Annotated in this window: 20 protein-coding genes; 9 read left to right on the top strand and 11 right to left on the bottom strand. The window is 60.1% G+C overall.

What is annotated here, in order from left to right:
• Nucleotides 1–51: 51 nt before the first annotated feature.
• Both BLT89_RS03645 and BLT89_RS03650 read right to left on the bottom strand, forming a co-directional pair.
• Nucleotides 52–531 carry a DUF6789 family protein gene (locus tag BLT89_RS03645; protein WP_157718779.1) on the bottom strand — a complete coding sequence of 160 codons (480 nt, stop codon included), beginning with the start codon at nucleotides 529–531 and terminating at the stop codon, nucleotides 52–54.
• A 322-nt stretch (nucleotides 532–853) separates the two neighbouring features.
• Nucleotides 854–2,935, bottom strand: coding sequence for a carboxy terminal-processing peptidase (locus BLT89_RS03650; RefSeq protein ID WP_090193146.1), 2,082 nt, complete (start codon nucleotides 2,933–2,935; stop codon nucleotides 854–856).
• Between the two features lie 192 nt (nucleotides 2,936–3,127).
• Here BLT89_RS03650 and BLT89_RS03655 point away from each other — a divergent pair, with 192 nt between their 5' ends.
• Complete coding sequence (locus BLT89_RS03655) at nucleotides 3,128–4,090, top strand: NAD(P)H-quinone oxidoreductase (RefSeq protein ID WP_090193147.1); 963 nt, start codon at nucleotides 3,128–3,130, stop codon at nucleotides 4,088–4,090.
• A gap of 11 nt (nucleotides 4,091–4,101) precedes the next feature.
• Here BLT89_RS03655 and BLT89_RS03660 read toward each other — a convergent pair whose 3' ends face one another.
• The 4 genes from BLT89_RS03660 to BLT89_RS03675 all read right to left on the bottom strand — a co-directional run bounded on the left by BLT89_RS03660 (nucleotide 4,102) and on the right by BLT89_RS03675 (nucleotide 7,418).
• Complete coding sequence (locus BLT89_RS03660; protein WP_090193148.1) at nucleotides 4,102–5,391, bottom strand: M18 family aminopeptidase; 1,290 nt, start codon at nucleotides 5,389–5,391, stop codon at nucleotides 4,102–4,104.
• Between the two features lie 64 nt (nucleotides 5,392–5,455).
• Nucleotides 5,456–5,950, bottom strand: a complete 495-nt coding sequence (locus tag BLT89_RS03665) for a SprT family zinc-dependent metalloprotease (protein ID WP_090193149.1) — start codon at nucleotides 5,948–5,950, stop codon at nucleotides 5,456–5,458.
• Nucleotides 5,951–6,058: 108 nt separating this feature from the next.
• The gene (locus tag BLT89_RS03670) at nucleotides 6,059–6,658 is read right to left on the bottom strand and encodes a Yip1 family protein (protein WP_090193150.1); all 600 of its coding nucleotides are present in this window, start codon (nucleotides 6,656–6,658) and stop codon (nucleotides 6,059–6,061) included.
• A gap of 163 nt (nucleotides 6,659–6,821) precedes the next feature.
• On the bottom strand, nucleotides 6,822–7,418 hold the full coding sequence (locus BLT89_RS03675) for a DNA-J related domain-containing protein (protein ID WP_090193151.1): 597 nt from the start codon (nucleotides 7,416–7,418) through the stop codon (nucleotides 6,822–6,824).
• Between the two features lie 100 nt (nucleotides 7,419–7,518).
• Here BLT89_RS03675 and ttcA point away from each other — a divergent pair, with 100 nt between their 5' ends.
• The 6 genes from ttcA (at nucleotide 7,519) to BLT89_RS03705 (ending at nucleotide 11,770) form a co-directional block, all read left to right on the top strand.
• Complete coding sequence (gene ttcA / locus BLT89_RS03680; protein ID WP_090193152.1) at nucleotides 7,519–8,343, top strand: tRNA 2-thiocytidine(32) synthetase TtcA; 825 nt, start codon at nucleotides 7,519–7,521, stop codon at nucleotides 8,341–8,343.
• Nucleotides 8,344–8,388: 45 nt separating this feature from the next.
• Nucleotides 8,389–9,060, top strand: a complete 672-nt coding sequence (locus BLT89_RS03685) for a DNA-3-methyladenine glycosylase I (RefSeq protein ID WP_090193153.1) — start codon at nucleotides 8,389–8,391, stop codon at nucleotides 9,058–9,060.
• 49 nt (nucleotides 9,061–9,109) lie between these two features.
• Nucleotides 9,110–9,883, top strand: coding sequence for an NAD-dependent deacylase (locus BLT89_RS03690; RefSeq protein WP_090193154.1), 774 nt, complete (start codon nucleotides 9,110–9,112; stop codon nucleotides 9,881–9,883).
• Between the two features lie 60 nt (nucleotides 9,884–9,943).
• Nucleotides 9,944–10,531, top strand: coding sequence for a C40 family peptidase (locus BLT89_RS03695; RefSeq protein WP_090193155.1), 588 nt, complete (start codon nucleotides 9,944–9,946; stop codon nucleotides 10,529–10,531).
• 72 nt (nucleotides 10,532–10,603) lie between these two features.
• Entirely contained in the window at nucleotides 10,604–11,101 is a 498-nt protein-coding gene (locus BLT89_RS03700) for a C40 family peptidase (protein ID WP_090193156.1), read from the top strand.
• A 6-nt stretch (nucleotides 11,102–11,107) separates the two neighbouring features.
• Nucleotides 11,108–11,770 carry a class I SAM-dependent methyltransferase gene (locus BLT89_RS03705; protein WP_090193157.1) on the top strand — a complete coding sequence of 221 codons (663 nt, stop codon included), beginning with the start codon at nucleotides 11,108–11,110 and terminating at the stop codon, nucleotides 11,768–11,770.
• Between the two features lie 7 nt (nucleotides 11,771–11,777).
• Here the strand turns inward: BLT89_RS03705 and BLT89_RS03710 are convergent, their stop codons facing one another.
• Both BLT89_RS03710 and BLT89_RS03715 read right to left on the bottom strand, forming a co-directional pair.
• Nucleotides 11,778–12,140 (bottom strand): 4a-hydroxytetrahydrobiopterin dehydratase, encoded by a 363-nt coding sequence (locus tag BLT89_RS03710; protein ID WP_090193158.1) that lies wholly within the window; start codon nucleotides 12,138–12,140, stop codon nucleotides 11,778–11,780.
• Nucleotides 12,141–12,174: 34 nt separating this feature from the next.
• Nucleotides 12,175–14,373 carry an LTA synthase family protein gene (locus tag BLT89_RS03715; protein ID WP_090193159.1) on the bottom strand — a complete coding sequence of 733 codons (2,199 nt, stop codon included), beginning with the start codon at nucleotides 14,371–14,373 and terminating at the stop codon, nucleotides 12,175–12,177.
• A 180-nt stretch (nucleotides 14,374–14,553) separates the two neighbouring features.
• Between BLT89_RS03715 and BLT89_RS03720 the strand changes: the two genes are divergently transcribed.
• Nucleotides 14,554–15,387 (top strand): CvfB family protein, encoded by an 834-nt coding sequence (locus BLT89_RS03720; RefSeq protein ID WP_090193160.1) that lies wholly within the window; start codon nucleotides 14,554–14,556, stop codon nucleotides 15,385–15,387.
• 92 nt (nucleotides 15,388–15,479) lie between these two features.
• On the opposite strand, the gene BLT89_RS17795 is transcribed toward BLT89_RS03720, so the two are convergent.
• The 3 genes from BLT89_RS17795 to BLT89_RS03735 form a co-directional block, all read right to left on the bottom strand.
• On the bottom strand, nucleotides 15,480–15,656 hold the full coding sequence (locus tag BLT89_RS17795; protein WP_090193161.1) for a hypothetical protein: 177 nt from the start codon (nucleotides 15,654–15,656) through the stop codon (nucleotides 15,480–15,482).
• Between the two features lie 113 nt (nucleotides 15,657–15,769).
• Nucleotides 15,770–16,012: a hypothetical protein gene (locus BLT89_RS03730; protein WP_090193162.1), complete on the bottom strand. Its 243-nt coding sequence runs from the start codon at nucleotides 16,010–16,012 to the stop codon at nucleotides 15,770–15,772.
• A 95-nt stretch (nucleotides 16,013–16,107) separates the two neighbouring features.
• On the bottom strand, nucleotides 16,108–17,847 hold the full coding sequence (locus BLT89_RS03735; protein ID WP_197673533.1) for an N-acyl-D-amino-acid deacylase family protein: 1,740 nt from the start codon (nucleotides 17,845–17,847) through the stop codon (nucleotides 16,108–16,110).
• 190 nt (nucleotides 17,848–18,037) lie between these two features.
• Here BLT89_RS03735 and BLT89_RS03740 point away from each other — a divergent pair, with 190 nt between their 5' ends.
• Complete coding sequence (locus BLT89_RS03740; protein ID WP_090193164.1) at nucleotides 18,038–18,835, top strand: alpha/beta fold hydrolase; 798 nt, start codon at nucleotides 18,038–18,040, stop codon at nucleotides 18,833–18,835.
• The last annotated feature ends 675 nt before the right edge of the window (nucleotides 18,836–19,510 follow it).

Genomic DNA, 19,510 nt, shown 5'->3' on the forward strand with positions numbered 1-19,510 from the left:
ATTCATGCGCTATCCGGGCAGCAGCGCAGTTGCCTGGATAGAGCAGGAAGGCTAGCCTCTGGCGAGCTGCCGGCGATCGCTCTGTGCTACCCGGTCAGGTTTGCCGACCATCACTGCGATCAGGCAGCAATAGGCGCCATGCAACAGGTACAGGGCAACCATACCCTCTTGTGTACCCATGAACATCTCGTTACCGGTCAGCGGTGCGCACACGCCAGCTATGGTGCCTAGCAGCAGCGCGTAAAGCAGCCCTTTGACCAGTGGCGAACCCGGGAAGTGACGATAGGGCACCAGCATGTAGCCCAGTGGAAATGCAACCAGCCCGACCAGCAGATGGCCGACCCAGCCAACCAGGCTGTCGGCCGGCAGGCCCAGCACATGATTGATCATCTGGGGAGGCTCAAAAGGGTGGCCCAGCAGGGACGGCGCAAGCTGTGCGGTGGCGATCAGTATGACGACCATCCCGGCAATCGCGCCTATGACTAGCGGTTCTTTTCGGTCAGCGATATCTCTAAAGAATTGGCTATACATGTCTCTTTCCTCTTGATTGAAGAAAAGTTCAGACAGTGCTTCGGGTTGCGATTCAGGCGAGTTCTGAAGATCGTTGATCTACGGCCAACCCACTATTTACCCTAGCCCAATGCGCTAGTAGACACAGATTTTATGGGTCTATTAAGAATTTTTATCATGCGAAATTCGCACAATCGGCCTTGCGTTCGTGCATGCATTGACTGGCCGGTGGCGGGCCATATGCAGCTCGGGACGGCAGGCAGCGAGCCGGCTTGTTGCCCATGAAAAAGGGCCGGCAGTTACCTGCCAGCCCCTGATTGTCAGCAACAGATCCTATTTTAGCTTAGTGTGCAGCCACGCTGGAACTCAGGCCCAGATAGTCGATAAGGATGCGCCCGGTTTCGGTCAGATAGGCATCATCTTCAGGCTTGAGCTTGTCGTCTTCAGCAGGCAGTGCATCTTCGTCCTGCTTCTTCAGTTCGGTAAGGGCGGTTTCACCCTTGGCCACGCGCCGGTTGTTTTCCAGCACCAGTTGCTTGTTATCCAGGTCGGCCTGTTGCTCGCGGCGCTTGCTCTCGTTCAGGCTGATCGTGGTTTCCAGCATCAGTTGCTTGGACAGATCCATGCGTGCGCGGGTGAACACGAAATCGGGATTGTTGTCGGTACGCTTGTCATGCCGTGCGTTCAGTTCAGCGAGGAACGGCTTGAACGGATCGCTCTTGGGGTTGATCGCGGGCTTGATGCGATCCCAGGGCAGGGAGTCATCCAGAGCGCTTTCGCCAATTTCCGCAGTGTCGAGAATCGACGGGTAGGCAATATCCGGGATTACGCCCTGATGCTGGGTGCTTTCACCGGAAACCCGGTAGAACTTGGCCAGGGTCAGCTTGAGTTCACCATGGTTGAGTGGCTGCACGGTCTGCACGGTACCTTTGCCAAAGGTCTGGCCGCCGATGACCAGGGCGCGGTGGTAGTCCTGCATGGCGCCGGCGAAAATTTCCGATGCAGAGGCGGACAGGCGGTTGACCAGCACGGCCAGCGGACCGTTATAGAAAGCCCCCTTGTCTTCATCGGCCAGTACGTCCACGCGTCCATCACTGTTACGCACCAGTACGGTTGGCCCCTGGTCGATGAACAGGCCGGTCAGTTCGGTGGCTTCCTGCAGCGAACCGCCACCGTTGTCGCGCAGATCGAGGACTACGCCATCCACCTTGGCGGCCTGCAGTTCACCCAGCAGGCGCTTGACGTCACGTGTGGTGCTCTTGTATTCGGGGTTGCCCTCGCGATAGGCCTTGAAGTCCAGATAGAACGCCGGAACCGTGATCACGCCCACCGTGTAGTCGCGACCGTCCTGATTCAGCTTGATGATCGACTTGCTGGCGGCCTGATCTTCCAGCTTCACCGCCTCGCGGGTGATATTCACGATTTTGCTGGTCTGGTCGTTTGGCGCATTGCTGGCCGGAATGATTTCCAGCCGCACCAGTGAGCCCTTGGGGCCACGGATCAGCTTGACCACTTCGTCCAGGCGCCAGCCGATCACGTCGACCATTTCTTCATTGCCCTGGGCCACGCCGATGATCTTGTCGGCCGCCGCAACCTGCTTGGTTTTCTCCGCAGGACCGGCGGTTACCAGGCGCACGACCTTGACGTATTCGTTGTCGGTCTGCAGAACCGCGCCGATACCTTCCAGCGACAGGCTCATGTTGATGTCGAAGTTCTCGGCATTCTCCGGGGAAAGGTAATTGGTGTGGGGGTCGTAGGTCTGGGCGAAGGCATTCATGTAGGCCTGGAAGATATCTTCACCCAGCGTCTGATCGATGCGATTCAGCTGATTCTTGTAGCGCTTGGTCAGCAGTTCCTGAATGGCCTTGGAGTCCTTGCCGGCAATTTTCAGGCGCAGCACCTCGTCCTTCAGGCGCTTGCGCCAGAGATCATCCAGTTCGGCGTCGTTCTTCGCCCAGGCAGCATCCTTGCGATCGATTTGCAGACTTTCATCGACACTGAAATCCATGTTGTCGACGCCGCCGGACAACTGTTGCAAGGCGTATTGCAGGCGGCTCTGCTGGCGCTGCAGATATACCTTGTAGATGGTGAAGCCGGGCTTGAGATCGCCGGTTTTCAGGAAGTCGTCAAACTGGTTCTGCCAGACATCGAACCGCGCAATGTCCCCGGCGGTGAAGAAGCTGCGCGAAGGATCGAGCAGCTTCAGGTAGCTTTGGTAGATCTTTGCCGAACGCGCATCATCCAGCGGCGGCTTGTTGTAATGGTGGCGCTTGAGCAGTTCGACGACATTCAGGCTGGCAATCACCTGCTCGCGCTCGGGTTGCAGGGCTTGCCACTTCGCGGACTGAGCGGCGTTATCGGCCAGCAGCAAAGTACTGAAGCAAAGGGATACACCGAGAATGCAGGCTGAGAGTATGCGTTTCATGCGAATTCGACTTGAGAAGGAGTAATAACGCATATTAAGACGTTTATGCGTCGGAAAGGGTTCCGTTGAGTCAGAACAATCACCCGATAATCCGAATAGGCCAGCGGGTCTGATTGCGCGGCGTTATCGAATTAACAGGCGCCTGATTGGCTGAAACTGCCAAACAGGCCTCCACAGCACTATGGGGGTAGCATGCAGGCTTTGCAAGGTGTTGACGGTCGGCTGGAGTGGGGCGATAGCCCGCAACCGGCCTGTGATGTGGGGCAGGTAAGAATCCGCGTAGCGGCAGCCGGACTCAACCGGGCTGACCTGCTGCAGATCGCCGGTCAGTATGCGCCGCCACCGGGTAGCAGCCCCGTGCTCGGGCTGGAATGTTCGGGCGTGATCAGCGAAGTCGGCGCCGGGAGCAGCTGGCGTGTCGGTGAGCGGGTTTGTGCGCTGCTGGCCGGTGGTGGCATGGCCGAAGAGGTGGTGGTGGATGCCCGTCATGTGCTGCCGGTGCCGGAGGGCATCAGCCTGCTGGAAGCCGCCGCCTTGCCGGAAGTCTATGCCACGGCGTGGCTGAACCTGTTCCAGCTGGCCCGACTGGCACCGGGCGAAAAAGTCCTGCTGCATGCCGGTGCCAGCGGTGTCGGCTCGGCAGCCATCCAGCTATGCAAGGCCTTTGGCAACCCGTGCTGGGTCAGCGTCGGTTCGGCCGAGCGGCTGGCCTACTGTGTGGAGCTGGGTGCGCAGGGCGGTGTGCTGCGCGGCGAAGACTTGCAGGGCTTGAGCGATTTTGCCCCCTTTGATGTGATCCTCGATCCGGTGGGCGGTGACTATGCTGCGCTGAACCTGCAGCTGCTGGGTCTGGATGGGCGCTGGGTGAATATCGGGCTCATGGGCGGGCGTCAGGCCCAGCTGGACTTTGCCCTGCTGTTGCTCAAGCGGGTGCAGTTGACCGGTTCAACCCTGCGCAATCGGGATGAGCTGTTCAAGGCGGAACTGCTGGCCGACCTGGTTCGCCAGGTCTGGCCGCTGTTTGCCGAAGGACGGCTCAAGCCGCAGTTGCAGCAGAGCTTCGCTTCCAGTCAGGCCGAAGCAGCTTACGCCACCCTGGCCAGCAACTCGGTGAACGGCAAGCTGGTGTTGCGCCTGGACGAAAGCCTGGGCTGACCGGAGCCGGCTCAGATCAGCTCGGCGCAGCCATAGAAGGCCGTCAGGACCTTGACCAGATGGGCCAGGTCATGGCTGCCGGCCAGTTCGCGAATCGAGTGCATGGCAAAGGTCGGCACGCCGATATCGACCGTGCGAATACCCAGATGGCTGGCGCTGATCGGTCCGATGGTCGAGCCGCAGCCCATGTCGCTGCGGGTAACAAAACTCTGCACCGGCACCTCCTCGGTCAGGCACAGGTGGCGAAAGAAGCCGGCGGTTTCGCTGTTGGTGGCGTAGCGCTGGTTGCTGTTGATCTTGATTACCGGACCGCCATTGAGCAGCGGACCATGGTTGCCGTCGTGCTTGTCCAGGTAGTTTGGGTGCAGTCCGTGGGCATTGTCCGCAGAGACCATCAGCGAGCGCTGGATGCTGCGCACGTAGGCATCCCCGGCCGGCATCAGGCGCTGCAGAACCTGCTCGAGCATCGGACCATCGGCACCGCAGGCGGACCGGGAGCCGACTTCTTCGTGGTCGGTACACACCAGTACACAGCTTTCCTCATTACTGCTGTCCAGCAGCGCCTGCAGGCCGGCATAGCAGGACAGCAGGTTGTCCAGCCGCGCACCGCTGAGAAAGTCGTCTTCCAGACCGATAACCGCAGCACTCTGGGTGTCGTAGAAGCTCAGTTCGTAGTCGAGCACGGCATCGGCGGTGATGCCGTGCTCGCGGCTCAGTTGCTCGGCCAGCAGGTCACGGAATTCACGCTGTTCACCGGCGGCCAGCTGCGCGAGGATCGGCGGCAGTTCGAGCTGCGGGTTGATTTCCCAACCCTTGTTGGCATCGCGATTGAGGTGAATGGCCAGATTGGGGATTACTGCAACCGGTCGCTTGAAATCGATCAGCTGGCTTTCCACCTTGCCCGCTGCGCGATAAGTCACGCGTCCGGCAAGGGACAGGTCGCGGTCGAACCAGGGCGCCAGCAGGGCGCCACCGTAAACCTCTACGCCGAGTTGCCAGAAGCCTTGTTGATGCAGTTCCGGATGTGGCTTGACGCGCAGGCAGGGGCTGTCGGTATGGGCGCCGACCAGGCGCATGCCACTGTCGGCCAGCGGGCGTTTACCCAGTTTGACGGCGATGATCGAGGAGTCGTTGCGGGTGATGTAAAACCGTCCGCCGCTTTCGCTACGCCACGTCTCGCGTTCATCCAGACGCTGATAGCCGGCAGCCTCAAGTCGCTGTGCCAGGCTGCGGGTTGCGTGAAACGGGGTGGGCGAGGATTTGAGAAAATCGATCAGACCCTGATTAAGCTCGGTGCGCATATTCGACTCCAGCACGATAATCCGCAAAGTCTAACGCATCGACCACTTCACCGCGTGTTGCCGCTTAGCCGCAACGCGACTCGCCGCTGAACAGCAGCTGGGTATTGCAGCGGCGGCACTGGTAGCGCTGACCACGCTTGACCATGGCATGCCGCCGCGAGGTGAAGGGAAACTCGCCATCCAGGCACTGGCAGCGATAGATGTAGCGGGTAACCGCCCGGCGCTGAACGGCGTAGTTGTGGCAACGCAGGGGTGGAAGCTGGTAAACGCCCCGCATGATCTGCTGCCATTCGGCCCCGTGCGGGCGGATGCGCGAGCCGAACATGCTATGGGCAATCAGGTGCGCCACTTCGTGGGCTACGGTCTGGCGCAGGAAATCATCCTGATTTTCCCGATAGAGTTGCGGGTTGAAGCGCAGCTTGTTTTCCTGAAGATGGGCGACGCCGGCTTTCTGGCCGCGTAGCTGCAACGAAACTTCGGGACGGCTGAAGGTTCGCTGAAAAAAGCGTTCGGCTTGCTGGTAACAGGTTTCAACCCGCTTTTGAATCTGCTCGTGCATCTGCTACTCCGCTTGGGCAGTCAATTATGCCCAAGGCATAACTTTCCGGCAGCCGAAAATGGCAAAGCCGCCAGAAACGGCGGCTTCGCACGGGCTTGTTGCAGTTGCCTAGCTGGTATAGACCGGCCCGATGCCGAGACCCCAGATCACGATCGACATGGCCATCATGCTGACCAGCATGACCAGGCCGATGGCCAGAATCGAGCTGGCATAGACAAAGCCTTCTTCTTCGGGAATACCCATGAAGGCCGGGATGCCGACATAAAGCAGGTACACCGTGTAGCAAATGGCTGCCGTGCCGACCAGCATGGCCAGCCAGAGGTTCGGGTAGAGTGCGGCCAGTCCGCCGATGAACAGGGGCGTGGCGTTGTACGCAGCAAACACCACGCACTGGGTGATCGTCGGTTTGGCGTCATAAGTGCGCGACATCCAGTGAATGAATGCACCCAGGGTAGCTACGCCCAGCAACATGGCCAGGTAGGTCAGAACGGTCATTTGCAGCGCACTGGCTTCGGTCAGTTTGACCGCGGCACCACCGCCAATTCTCCAGCCGACCTGGCTGGTACCGATATAGGCGCTGACTACCGGTATAGCCGCAAGGAACAGCACATGGGTGAAATACATGTGGCTGATGCTTTCCTCTTCGCCGCGAATTTCCTTCCATTCCTGATGCGGGTGTGTGAATAGCCCCACTACGTGATTGATCATGCAAGCACCTCCCCTTATGGTACGGACGCTTCCGGCTAAGGGCCCTGCGCGCATCGCCAGCGCTGCCGGGTTCAGAGCTCAATCAGTGCGACCGTTCGTCGCAGTATAGGTCAGGGCTTTTCAATGAAACGGCCAGTCATTAGAGCGAATTGGTCTTTAAAAGCTATTTGTAATAGCGATCAAGGATTTCCATTGCTTTGTTGATCGATTGCAGGCGGGTTGTGCTGCCGCCCCGGTCGGGGTGATGGATGCTGACCAGTTGCCGATAACGCTGCTTGATGATGCTCAGGGTGAGGTGCTCGCCGTGCCTGTCCAGCTCGAACAGTTCGATGGCAGCCTGTTTTTCATCACCGCCCTGCATGCGGCTCCAGAAGCTCATCAGCATGCGCTGCACATCCTGTTCGGTGGTGTTGCGCAGGTTGTCCATGTCCAGGTAGTAACCGGCAAGGGCGTCATGCTCGTCGACAGCGCTGCCGGCTGTGTCCATGGCCAGCAGGCGAATGCAGGTCGGGCTGATCAGCAGTCGGCTCCGGCCTTCCTCCAGCAGCTGCTGGCGCAGCCGGTAGAGTGCATTGAACAGCAGGAAATGCGTGCGGAACAGCACCAGCCGATCCTTGATCTCCAGTTGCGGGATATGCGAGCTGTGCCGGGCTTTAAGCTGCCGGATCAGTTCGTATTCGCTGCAACCGCCAGGAAATTCGTGCAGCAGCAAGTGAACCTGATCAGCCAGATCCATTTGCGGGTCGAGTTCTTCATCCATCGTTCGAGTCTAGCAGCCAGCCGTGAACTACAGGGTGGGGCGGCTGCAGCTTTGTGGGTAAAATGGCCGACTTTCTATTGTCTCGAGACACACAGGCATCATGGGCGAGCTTTCGGTAAACCAGAACAAATTGCAGAAGCGGCTGCGCCGCCTTGCCGGTGAGGCAATTGCCGACTTCAGCATGATCGAGGACGGCGACAAGGTGATGGTCTGCCTGTCGGGTGGCAAGGACAGTTACACCATGCTCGATATCCTGCTGTATTTGCAGAAGGTGGCACCCATCCGCTTCGAGCTGGTAGCAGTCAACATGGACCAGAAGCAGCCGGGCTTTCCCGAGCATGTACTGCCGCAGTACCTGGCCTCGATCGGCGTTGCCTACCATGTCATCGAGAAGGACACCTACTCGGTGGTCAAGGAGAAGATTCCGGAAGGCAAGACCACCTGTTCGCTCTGCTCACGCCTGCGCCGCGGCACCCTGTATACCTATGCCGACGAGATCGGTGCGACCAAGATGGCGCTCGGCCACCACCGCGATGACATTCTGGAAACCTTTTTTCTCAACATGTTCTACGGTGGCACCCTCAAGGCCATGCCGCCCAAACTGCGCGCCGATGACGGGCGCAACGTGGTGATCCGGCCACTGGCCTATTGCAGCGAGAAGGACATCGAGGCGTACTCCCAGCTCAAGGCCTTTCCGATCATTCCGTGCAATCTGTGCGGTTCGCAGGAGAACCTGCAGCGTCAGGTGGTCAAGGACATGCTGCTGGAATGGGAGCGCAAGTCGCCGGGGCGCACCGAGATCATGTTCCGCGCCCTGCAGAATGTGGTGCCCTCGCAACTGGCCGACCGCAAGCTGTTCGACTTCAATAGCCTGAAGATCGACGAAACGGCTACGCCGCGCTTTGTCGATGTGATGAATCTCTGAGAATGACCCGCCGGCCGCTGTCCGGGCCGCTTTGCGAGGCCGCTGATGCGTGACTACCAATGGTTGCATGAATATTGCCTGAACCGCTTCGGCTCGGCTGCGGCACTTGAGGCGCGCCTGCCCAGCCCGAATACGGACGCCGAACTGCGTGCGCTGGGCGACGACCGCTACCTGTCGCTGATCGCCTTGCGGGTCTTTCGTGCCGGTCTCAAACACAGCCTGGTGGATGCCAAGTGGCCGGCTTTCGAGCAGGCGTTTTTCGGCTTTGATCCCGAGAAGGTCGTGCTGATGGGCGGCGAGCATATCGAGCGGCTGATGCAGGACAAGCGGCTGATCCGCCATCTGGGCAAGCTCGCCAGCGTGCCGCGCAATGCGCAGTTCGTGCTGGATGTGGCGCGGGAAAAAGGCAGCTTTGGCGCCCTGATTGCGGACTGGCCGGTCAGCGACATCGTCGGCCTGTGGAAGTACCTTGCCCGGCATGGCGCCCAGCTCGGTGGACTGTCGGCGCCGCGGTTGTTGCGCATGATCGGCAAGGATACCTTTGTCCCTACCAATGACGTGGTTGCCGCCCTGAAGGCGCAAGGTATCGTCGACAAGCAACCCACCAGCCTGAAAGAGCTGGCCGCTGTGCAGGCGGCCTTCAGTCACTGGCATGCGCAGAGTGGTCGGCCGTTGTGCCAGCTCTCGGTGATGCTGGCGCATACGGTCAATCACTGATCCTACCCGGCGGGCTTTCAGCAGCATGCGGCTATTGAGGAAGATTCATATGCAGCGGGAGATACTGGCGGTTGCCCGTGCTATCGATAACGCCGAGCGCATCTTGATCATAACCGGCGCGGGGCTCTCGGCGGATTCCGGGCTGCCGACCTACCGTGGCCTCAATGGCCTGTATAACGGTCTGACCGCCGAAGGCATGAGCATCGAGGAAGCACTCTCCGGGCCGGTTCTGCGCGACAACCCGGCACTGTGCTGGAAGTATCTGGCCGAATTGGGGCGAGCCTGTCTGGATGCCGAGCCCAATGCCGGTCATCGGGCTATTGCCGAGTTGCAGCGCCGCAAGCCGCAATGCTGGGTACTGACGCAGAACATCGATGGTTTTCATCGTCGCGCCGGCTCGCCGGCTGAGCGCCTGATCAGCATTCATGGCGATATCGAGCCTTTGTACTGCCAGTCCTGTGGTACCGAGGATAAGAACCTGCTGGCGGCGCTGGAGCACGGCTTGCCGCCAGAGTGTCAGGCCTGTGCCGGCATTCTTCGGCCACCGGTGGTGCTGTTCGGGGAAATGCTGCCCGAGGCGGAAATTGATCTGCTCTACAGCGAATTGAACAAAGGCTTCGAGCTGGTGCTGGTAGTCGGCACCAGTGCCAGTTTCCCCTATATATATGAGCCGGTATTGCGTACGCGGCGGGCGGGCGGGATCACCGTTGAGATCAATCCTGACCTGACAGCCCTGAGCCGCAGTGTTGATGTGCGCCTGGAAGGAAGGGCATTAGATGTCCTGGAAAAGATACTGGGTCACATTCTGAAAGATAAAATTTGAAAAAACAGGGTCTTTCGGGTACTTTCGCGCATCCTTTAATCAAATGACACGGTCGTGCCTATGTTAAATCGCACTGCACCCCTCGTGCCTTTGCTCTTCACTTTGCTCCTCACGGCCTGCGCGGGGAACACCAGTCGTGCCCCTGTTGCTGCATATGTACCGCCGCCTGCAGCCGAGCTTGAACAGGATCAGGTGGCGGACCTGATAGATGACAAGAGCTATGAACTGCCAAGTCTGGCCGACAGTATTCTCGACCGCGGCTTCGAGCTGGTAGGTACCCCTTACCGCTATGGTGGTGCCTCGACCAAGACCGGTTTTGATTGCAGCGGCTTCATCGGCTATCTGTTCCGCGAAGAAGCGGGTATCACCCTTCCCCGTTCAACGCGCGAGATGATCAATCTGGATGCCCCGTTGGTGGCACGCAAGGATCTCGAGCCGGGCGACATCATTTTCTTCAATAACCGCGGCCGTGGTCGCGTCAGTCACGCCGGTATTTATATTGGTGATGACCAGTTCATTCATTCGGCAAGCCGTCACAGCGGTGTGCGGGTTGACAGCCTGTCTGATCGTTACTGGCGCAGCAGTTACATCGAAGCCAAGCGCGTTCTCGATCTGGCTGCCCTGCACACCGGGCCGTCACACCGCTGAGCCTCCGACTGGTCTTGCAGCCTTGCCGGCAAGTCGGCAAAGTGTTGAAAACAAGACCAGCCCGGATCGCTGATGGCCAACTTCACCCGTTTTTTTCTGCTCGGCCTGATTGCATTGCTGTCGGCTTGCGCCAGTGATGTTCAGCGCGAGCCGGTCAGTGCTGCTGCCGGTGTTTATTCGCCGGTTGCCGAAGACGTGCTGATCCGTGCCATTGGCCTGGTGGGTACACCCTACCGCTATGGCGGCAATACACCGGACAGTGGTTTCGACTGCAGCGGGCTGATCGGCTATGTCTACAGGGATGCTGCCGGTATCAGCCTGCCGCGAACCACGCGGGCAATGAGCGGCATGGGTGTGCCGGTGCTGGCGCGCAATGCCTTGCAGCCGGGTGACCTGCTGTTCTTCGCCACCGCCGGTGGCAGAACGGTCAGCCATGCCGGCATATACGTGGGCGAAGGCCGCTTTGTGCACGCGCCAAGCAGCGGTGGAACCGTCAGGCTGGACAGCCTGTCCAACACCTACTGGACCAAATCCTATCTGAACGCCAAGCGAATTCTGGCCGGCAGTTAAAAGACCATGAGCAATCGCACGCTGAATCTGGATGATGCACTTTACGGCTATCTGCTGGATGTCTCCCTGCGCGAGACGCCGCTGCAGCAGCGCCTGCGCGAGGAAACCGCCGCATTGCCGGTGGCCCAGTGGCAAATTGCCCCCGAACAGGGGCAGTTCATGGCGCTTCTGGTACAGCTGAGCGGTGCGCGGCGGCTGCTCGAAATAGGCACTTTTACCGGCTACAGCGCCTTGAGCATGGCAATGGCGCTGCCGGAAGACGGCCATCTGCTGTGCTGCGACATTGACCAGCAGTACACCGACATTGCCCGGCGTTACTGGAAGGAAGCCGGCGTTGCCGGGCGCATCGAGTTGCGTCTGGCCCCCGCGCTTGAAACCCTCGGCGCGCTGGTGCGTGAGGGCAAGGCGGGCAGCTTTGACCTGATATTCGTGGATGCCGACAAGGCCAATTATCCGGCCTATCTGGAGCATGCCCTGATTCTGGCGCGCAGCGGCGGACTGATTCTGTTCGACAACACCCTGTGGAGCGGCCGGGTGCTGGAGAGCCGCCCGGAGACGGCGGATACGCGCGCGATCCAGTCCCTCAACCGGCGCCTCAAGGTGGATCAGCGCGTGGATATTTCGCTGTTGCCACTGGGGGACGGGCTGACGCTCTGCCGCAAACGCTGAGGCTCGATCAGCTGCTCTTCAGTCCCTCGGCATGCTGAGCCAGGTCATCAGTGCGGGCAGCCATGATGAAATCGTTCCTGTGCAGACCGGCCAGCGCATGGGTCCACCAGCGGACCGTCACCTTGCCCCACTCGGTGACCAGTTGCGGATGATGATTCTGTGCTTCGCTGATGCTGCCGACCTGATTGCTGAAGGCCAGCGCCTGGCTGAAATTGCTGAACAGGTAGGTTTTACTCAATTGCGCCATGCCGTCAGTGCTGCTCAGCTGCCACCCAGGCAGTTGCTGCAGCAGTGCTGTGCATTGCTCCGCCGAGAGTGCTTTGCTGCCTGCGCTGCAGGCTTCGCAGGAACTGCGGCTTAAAGGGTTCATGGCCGGCCTCGTCCATGCTGTTGTGACATGCTAGTCATTGGCTGCTGCTGTCCAGGCTGATTGATCCCGGAACCAGCGGGGCCAGCAGTTCAGTGTTGATGCTGAAGTCGCTGATTTCAATTGCCCCCTGGCCCTGGGCGAGCAAATGGAAGGAAAAGGCTTTGCGACCTTCGTCGTTGTCGAAGCCGAAACTGACCTGCATCGGCGTGCCATAGTCGAGGACCGGTAGCGCGGGAATCGGCAGTTGTACTTCGCGGTCGAACTCCTTGGTCTTGAGCTGGAACAGTGCACCCGTGGCGCTGGGATTAAGCGCACGAATGCTCAGTTTTACCGTGGTGTGGGAGCCTTTGGGCAGCTCCAGATACTGTGCGCCAATCAGATTGTCGGCCCAGTCATCGCGACTGGTTTGTTTCAGATTGATGCGTTCACGGGTGGCGAACTGGTATTGCCGGGGCGCCTCACCGCTGAGCAGTGACTGGTCGAGCTGGCTGCTCTGCTGTGCCAGCAAACGGCCCTCGTGCCTGCTGCTACGTCCGAGAAAGCGTGCCTGATCGGCAATGAAGCCGCTGCTGGCATAGCTGCGGCAGATCTGCTGGAAATCACATTCGATGAAGTGACCCTGACCATCGTGCTTGCGCAACATGCCGTTGGTGTAGGAAAGCATCTGACGGCCACTGCTGTAGTTGCGCAGCAGCGAGCGACCGCTGATATTTTCCGGCATCGGCAGTCTCAGGTAGTCGAGTATTGTGGCGGTCAGGTCGACATGCCCGTAGACCCCGGATTTCACTGCCGGCAACTGTGCCTGTTCCGGGGCGAGAAGCAGGTTGAAGCCCCAGGCGGATGCCAGGCGCTGCTTTTCAATGCCGTGGGATTCATCGGATGTGATGATCACCAGGGTGTCCTTGAGTACTCCCTGGCGCTCCAGTGCGCTGAGGAAGCTGGCAACGGCATCGTCCAGATAGGCAATGGCTGCAGTCTTGGCGTCCGGGTAGCGCTGCAGATAAGCATCCGGTGCTGAGTAGGGCTGATGGGTGCCCACCGTCATCAGGGTGAGCATCCAGGGCTGCTTTTTCTTGCGCAACTGTTTCACGTAAAGCAGCGTTCCTTCGAAAAACGCCTTGTCGTCCATGCCCCAGGGGAAATCGATATACGCCTTGTTGGGGAACCAGTTGCGGCCCAGGGTTTTGTCAAACCCCATCTGCGGCATGATGCGATCCTTGGCCATGAAGCGCAGCCCGGCGCCCTGCAGGAAGTGGGTGCTGTAACCTGCGGCATGCAGCTGTGCCGGCAAGCACTGGGCGGCGCGTTGCGGATTGTTCAGCAGTTCGAGCCCTTTCGGTGTGCCGGAGTCGAACTTGTTGTAATCGCCGCAGAGCATCGCGTACAGGCCGCGGATGGTCTGGTGACCGTGCAGGACATAGTCCGGTGTGGTCATGGCACGGGCCGCCCACTGGCTCAGTTTGGGCATCGGATCGAGCGGGTAGCTGCTGCTCAACGCCGCACGGCTGGTGGCGATATAGGCACCGGGTATGCCTTCCAGGGTAATGATCAGTACGTTGCGGGCTTTGCCCTTGCTTTCCAGCAGCGGGCTGCCGGACAGGTCGAGGGCTGTCAGCGGCAGCATGTCCGCCGCTTGCAGGCTGTCATCGGGGCTCAGCCAGCCTTCAATCTTGCGCTGTGCGGCGCTGAGTTCTTCGGCGAGCAATTTGTGCGGCAGGTTGAACTGTTGCCACTGTGCGGCTTCGCTCGGTGCCTGAAATTGATCGAGAGCATGCCCGCCGAGCAAGGCGGCGGGCAGCAGGTACAGCCAGCGGGGCAGGGCCGCAGCTTGCCGGTGGCCACCCAGCAGCACACAGAGCAGTATGCCGCCGGCCAGTGCAGCCAACAGCAGCGGATGGGCAATCTTGCCGCCGTGGGTGGTGTTGCCGACGAACTGCGGATCCAGCAGGTATTGCAGGTCGCCCGGTTCCGGCATGCGCCCCACTGCGGCCACCAGCTCAACGCTGCCCACCAGCATGACAGCCCAGGCGGCCAGCACGATGGCTACCAGCAGCCGGGAACGGTTGAACAGCAGCAACGCCAATAGCAGGCCAATGCCCAGATCGGAGACCACGCCGGCATGATCCCACCAGCCCAGCGAATGGCGGCTGAACAGCGGCACCCCGACCAGCAGGCTGATCAGTGCCAGCCCGGAGAGACTGCGGGATGACAGCAGGTGACCGAGAGGCTTCACAAATGCTCCGCGAGGGCTGGGGCAGCCCGGTGAAAGAAGTAAACAGCGGCGGTGTCGATGGTTTTCATGACATGATTCTGAAACATGCCTGTGCTAAGCGCCAGCGCTTAAACCGCTGGCGGCTCGTAAATGCAGGTGTTTAGGGCCTAGAATGCCGGCCTGGTTCTGTGGGTACTCAAGATGGCGCTGATAGGTCGATTCAACTCGCTGCAGGTGATCAAACATACGGACTTCGGTCTTTACCTCGATGGCGGGCCGGACGGAGAAATTCTCTTGCCCAACCGCTACGTGCCCAAGGGCGAACCGAGCGAGGACGGTGACTGGCTCAACGTGTTTCTCTACCTCGACAGCGAGGACCGGCTGATAGCCACCACCGAGCGGCCGAAAATCCAGGTCGGTGGTTTCGCCAGCCTTAAGGTGGCGGCGATCAACAGCATCGGCCTGTTTCTCGACTGGGGTCTGCCCAAGGACCTGCTCTTGCCGCACTCCGAAGAAAAGCGTCCGTTGCAGGTAGGCGACTACTGTGTGGTGCACGCCTATCTCGACAAGCGCAGCAAGCGCATCACTGCCACGGCGCGGCTCGATCGTTACCTGGACCTGGTGCCGGCCAGCTATGCAGTTGGAGAGGAAGTCGAGTTGCTGGTGGTGGAGAAAACCGACCTCGGTTTCAAGGCCATCATCAATGGCAAGCATTGGGGGCTGATTCACAAGAACGAGGTGTTCCGGTTTCTGCGCCCGGGCATGCAGGAGAAGGGTTTCATTCGCGAATTGCGCACTGACGGCAAGATCAGTCTGAGCCTGCAGCCGGTTGGCCAGGCGCTGGGCGATCTGGGTGAGCAGATACTCGAGGCGCTACGTCAGAATGACGGCCGGATTGAAGTGGGCGACAAGAGTCCGCCTGAGCTGGTGGCCAAACTGTTCGGGGTCAGCAAGGGTAACTTCAAAAAGGCTATCGGCGGCTTGTACAAGCGCGGCCTGATCGTCATTCAGGACGATTGCATCGCGCTGGTCTGAGGTGGCGGATTGCCAGAGGGGGGGCTGCTGTATCGGGTTGTGCAAATGGCCGGTAGACAGATGTACCGGCCAGCTTCGCAGCGAGATATGCGTTACTTCTTGCCGATGGTGATCTGGCGGGAGGAGGTCCAGACCTGGCCGCTGACACCGCGGGCTATCTGCTCGATCTCGCCGCCACTCTTGAGGAAAGCGTTAACCTGATTTTCCAATGATTCACGGGTTTCCACTGCGGCAGCGGCTTTTTTGCTGGATGATCTTCTTGCGGCCATGACTGTGCTCAACCTTCCGGGACATGTATGCGGTCGACCATCCTACGCGATTTGGCCAGAAAAATCTCGAAAAAATAGCGGATTCAGCAGCGGATAGCGCCGGATTGGGTCTTTTAGCGCTTGCCCATCGAGCGTCTGGTGCCTTTCGGTGCTGCACCCGGGCGCTGGTCATGGTTGGATTTGTTGCCCTGCTGATGCCAGGGCTTGTCATTGCGCCTGGTCGGGGCAAACACCTCGGGTGAAAACGGAAAGCTGAAGGGTTTGATGGGCGTTGTTGCAACGCCGTCAGCTACCGCAACAGGCTCGCTGTGCCGGGTTTCTTCGTGCTCGCTGGATGGCTTGGTTGTGCTGTTCATGGGTGTTTGCCAAATGTTCGAATGGGGCGCATGTCAAATGCGCCGCGCATTATACGCATGGGCCCGATTGCCGTGCTTGCGCTCCGGCTGAATGGTTAACCGGCGCGCAGGAACTGGCCAAAGCCGCGGGTCTTGCCCAGATCGTCGGCAAACTGCTCATCGGCAAAAGCCACGCAGCCGTTGATCAGCACGCAATCCACCGCAGAACCGCGATTGACCATGCGCTGCAGTCCGCCAAAGGCCTCCATCGGTGCTTCATGGTACTGGCCGAGGCTGTCGTCGAGCCGCTGTGGATCGAGTACCACCAGATCGGCGCGCTTACCCACCGCCAGCACCCCGGCATCCACACCAAACCACTGCCCCAGCTCGCCGGTCAGCCGCCACACGGCTTTCTCGATCGGCATCACCGGCTTGCCGCTCAACCCGGCATCGCGCACCAGCTTGAGCAAGCGCAGGGCAAAATTGTAGAAAGCCATGTTGCGGATGTGTGCGCCGGAGTCGGCAAAACCGATCAGCGTGCTTGGCTCTGCCACCAGTTTTTTCACCACTTCGGGACGATGGTTGGCCAGCACGGTGCGCCAGCGCAACTGCGGGCCATGTTCGACCAGCAGGTCCAGGAACAGGTCACCGGGGTGCTGGTTGCGCTGCCGCGCCAGTTCGCCAACGCTTTTGCCGACCACACTCTGATCCGGGCAGGCGACTATCCAGGCATCGTCAAAGTCGCGGTGCCAGACACGCGGGCCGAAGCGCTTGTCGACGTCCTCGCGGAAGCGCCGGCGATATTGCGGATCGCGAAACAGTTCGCTGCGCAGATCATGACTGACCAGATGCAGCGCTGCCTCGCCGGCGGGAAACTCCTCGAAGACCACGAATTCCATGCCGTCGGCATAGGTCTCGAACGGCACCGGCAACGTCTGCCAGCGGAAATCGGCCCGCGTCAGGCGGTTCACCCAGCGCGTCAGCGGGCCGAGCATCGGTGCCAGCCAGGGATCCGCCTTGACATCCATCAGGGTGATCAGCGTGGTTTTCAGCGGCTTGCGCAGCCACAGGCCCATGCTGTCCCAGAGGAAGGCCAGCACGTTGAGCTTGGTCACCAGGTTCGGTGCGCCCTGATGAATGCGCTGGCGGCGGCGCAGCACCTTGTTCAGCCGTGCGTATTCGCGCCAGGGGGCATAGACAGACGGCAGCGACTTGGAGCGCTCGCGGTCACCGTCCAGCTTGTCCCAGGGGTTGGTCATGCTCGACAGCCCGAGCAGGCCTTCATCAAGGGCTTCTTCGAGCAGCTGCTCCATGCGTTGCAGCTCTGCTTCGCCCGGCTTGTAGCTGGCATCCACCGAGCGCGCCAGGCCGAGCACCGCCACCCGCAGGTCGGAGTGGCCGAGGAAGGAACAGATATTCGGCCCCAGCGGGTGCTGGTCAAGAAAAGCAGCGTACTCGCGGGCGCTGCTCCAGGTCTTGCGTTCCTTGAGCAATGGCAATACATGCTCACGCGGTACCGATTCGACGCGGGTGAACAGGTCGGAGCAGTCTTCGGCGCCGGATAGCACCATGCTGATCGAGCAGCTGCCGATCATCACCGTGGTCACGCCGTGGCGGATCGATTCCTTGAGTGCCGGGGCGGCCACCAGCTCGGCATCGTAATGGGTGTGCATGTCGACAAAGCCCGGTGTGACCCAGCGTTGGCTGGCGTCGATTACCTGCGGGCAAGCCGTTTCATCCAGCGGGGTTGAGCTGATCGCAGCGACTTTGCCGTCGCGAATGCCGATGTGGCGGATGGCGCCAGGTGCCCCGGTGCCGTCGAAGAAAAGGCCGTTCTTGATCAGTACATCGAACATGCTGGGAACTCGCAATGGAGGCATACCCAAGCATAGGCTGCCGGCAGGCGCGCAACAGGCGACATAAGTGAACAACAGTCAGCCGATTCGGTCAGTTGCCAGGGATTCTGCGTCGGCTCCTTGAGTAATCCGTACAGCGCCCATCTACTATGAAGATGGCCTGTATCCAACCCGCAGAAAGGAGCCTTGTATGCCTGTTGCACAGATCAACCAGCAGCACATCTATTTCGAGGACAGCGGTGGTGACGGGCTGCCTCTGATTCTCGCTCACGGCTTCCTGATGGATCAGCAGATGTTTGCCCCGCAGGTGGCGGCGCTGAGTCCGGAGTTCCGCGTGATCACCTGGGATGAACGTGGTTTCGGTCAGACCGAGTGCGATGGACAGCCATTTACCTACTGGGATTCGGCGCGGGACTGCCTGGGCTTGCTTGATTATCTGGGCATAGAAAAGGCGGTGGTTGGCGGCATGTCGCAGGGCGGCTTTCTGTCCTTGCGCGTGGCCTTGCTGGCACCGCAGCGAGTGCTCGGTCTGCTACTGCTGAATACCCAGGCCGGCCCCGAAGACCCGACGCATGTGGAAGGTTACCGGCTGTTGATGCACAGCTGGGTAGAACAGGGGCTGACCGATGAACAGGCGCAGTACGTCGCCAGTATCATCCTCGCCGAGCCGCAGCAGAATGCCCACTGGATCGCCAAGTGGAAAGCGCGCACCAACCTGCAGTCGCTGATCGCTGCAACCGAGTGTCTGCTCGGGCGCGAAGACATCACCGGGCGTCTGGGCGAAATCAGTGTGCCGGCACTGGTAGTGCATGGCACGGCGGACAATGCCATCCCGGTAGCGCGGGCCGAGACGCTCTGCGCGGGCTTGGTCAACAGTCAGCCGTTGGTATTGGTGGAGGGCGCGGCGCATGCGGCCAACCTGACCCATGCGGAGCAGGTCAATCCGCCGATTGTGGATTTCTTGCGGCGGCTGCAGGCCGGGCGCTGAGGTTGGGTGGAGGATTGGCAATCCGCGGCTGATTTTTGTTATTTCATAGCCGACTGTTGAGGTCGCCTGATAGTTCGGGTTGCGCCCCGCCGGGCGCCTCACTTTTCTTTGCTTGTGCAAAGCAAAGTAAGCAAAAGAAACACACCCCAGCATCCGGGTCGCGCTATGCGCGACTTCCCTCACTCCGGCACCGTTTCGAGGGTCGTCTCGAAGGGCCATCCATGGCCCATCGTTCCTCATTTGGCATCCATGCCAAATGCCCCTCTGCACGGCACCTGCGTTCGGCCTCCTGATGGGGAAATGGTCGCCAGCCGAGCCACCGAGACTAAAACTTAAATGCAACCTGTCTGCACGGACTAATAGTCCCGTCAGGAGGGTGAGCGGAATCGGTGTGGAAGGGGTTGAGCGACAGGGATGTCGCGAGAGCTGCGATGGGCCAGGGATGGCACTTCGCAGCGTGCCCCTGGAACGCAGATGTAGCGAACGCACCCGGAACGTAGCGAAGCGCAGTGATGGCGGGTGCGTTTCTTCCTGGTTACTTCTTCTTGCCGCACAGCAAGAAGAAGTAACTCGCCGTGCAAGGCGAAACCTGGAGCCGAGCGCCGAGGAAAGCGCTGCGATGTAACACGTAATTCTGCGCTCAGAAGAAATCCGATGGCTCCCATGCTCCTGCGC

The sequence above is a fragment of the Pseudomonas pohangensis genome, from assembly GCF_900105995.1.
In the GTDB taxonomy this organism is placed as follows: domain Bacteria; phylum Pseudomonadota; class Gammaproteobacteria; order Pseudomonadales; family Pseudomonadaceae; genus Aquipseudomonas; species Aquipseudomonas pohangensis.

What these genes read in the sequence shown, in the direction of transcription:
- BLT89_RS03645 (WP_157718779.1), bottom strand. Translation starts at nt 531, where the DNA reads ATGTATAGCCAATTCTTTAGAGATATCGCTGACCGAAAAGAACCGCTA.
- BLT89_RS03650 (WP_090193146.1), bottom strand. Translation starts at nt 2,935, where the DNA reads ATGAAACGCATACTCTCAGCCTGCATTCTCGGTGTATCCCTTTGCTTC.
- BLT89_RS03655 (WP_090193147.1), top strand. Translation starts at nt 3,128, where the DNA reads ATGCAGGCTTTGCAAGGTGTTGACGGTCGGCTGGAGTGGGGCGATAGC.
- BLT89_RS03660 (WP_090193148.1), bottom strand. Translation starts at nt 5,391, where the DNA reads ATGCGCACCGAGCTTAATCAGGGTCTGATCGATTTTCTCAAATCCTCG.
- BLT89_RS03665 (WP_090193149.1), bottom strand. Translation starts at nt 5,950, where the DNA reads ATGCACGAGCAGATTCAAAAGCGGGTTGAAACCTGTTACCAGCAAGCC.
- BLT89_RS03670 (WP_090193150.1), bottom strand. Translation starts at nt 6,658, where the DNA reads ATGATCAATCACGTAGTGGGGCTATTCACACACCCGCATCAGGAATGG.
- BLT89_RS03675 (WP_090193151.1), bottom strand. Translation starts at nt 7,418, where the DNA reads ATGGATGAAGAACTCGACCCGCAAATGGATCTGGCTGATCAGGTTCAC.
- ttcA (WP_090193152.1), top strand. Translation starts at nt 7,519, where the DNA reads ATGGGCGAGCTTTCGGTAAACCAGAACAAATTGCAGAAGCGGCTGCGC.
- BLT89_RS03685 (WP_090193153.1), top strand. Translation starts at nt 8,389, where the DNA reads ATGCGTGACTACCAATGGTTGCATGAATATTGCCTGAACCGCTTCGGC.
- BLT89_RS03690 (WP_090193154.1), top strand. Translation starts at nt 9,110, where the DNA reads ATGCAGCGGGAGATACTGGCGGTTGCCCGTGCTATCGATAACGCCGAG.
- BLT89_RS03695 (WP_090193155.1), top strand. Translation starts at nt 9,944, where the DNA reads ATGTTAAATCGCACTGCACCCCTCGTGCCTTTGCTCTTCACTTTGCTC.
- BLT89_RS03700 (WP_090193156.1), top strand. Translation starts at nt 10,604, where the DNA reads ATGGCCAACTTCACCCGTTTTTTTCTGCTCGGCCTGATTGCATTGCTG.
- BLT89_RS03705 (WP_090193157.1), top strand. Translation starts at nt 11,108, where the DNA reads ATGAGCAATCGCACGCTGAATCTGGATGATGCACTTTACGGCTATCTG.
- BLT89_RS03710 (WP_090193158.1), bottom strand. Translation starts at nt 12,140, where the DNA reads ATGAACCCTTTAAGCCGCAGTTCCTGCGAAGCCTGCAGCGCAGGCAGC.
- BLT89_RS03720 (WP_090193160.1), top strand. Translation starts at nt 14,554, where the DNA reads ATGGCGCTGATAGGTCGATTCAACTCGCTGCAGGTGATCAAACATACG.
- BLT89_RS17795 (WP_090193161.1), bottom strand. Translation starts at nt 15,656, where the DNA reads ATGGCCGCAAGAAGATCATCCAGCAAAAAAGCCGCTGCCGCAGTGGAA.
- BLT89_RS03730 (WP_090193162.1), bottom strand. Translation starts at nt 16,012, where the DNA reads ATGAACAGCACAACCAAGCCATCCAGCGAGCACGAAGAAACCCGGCAC.
- BLT89_RS03735 (WP_197673533.1), bottom strand. Translation starts at nt 17,847, where the DNA reads ATGTTCGATGTACTGATCAAGAACGGCCTTTTCTTCGACGGCACCGGG.
- BLT89_RS03740 (WP_090193164.1), top strand. Translation starts at nt 18,038, where the DNA reads ATGCCTGTTGCACAGATCAACCAGCAGCACATCTATTTCGAGGACAGC.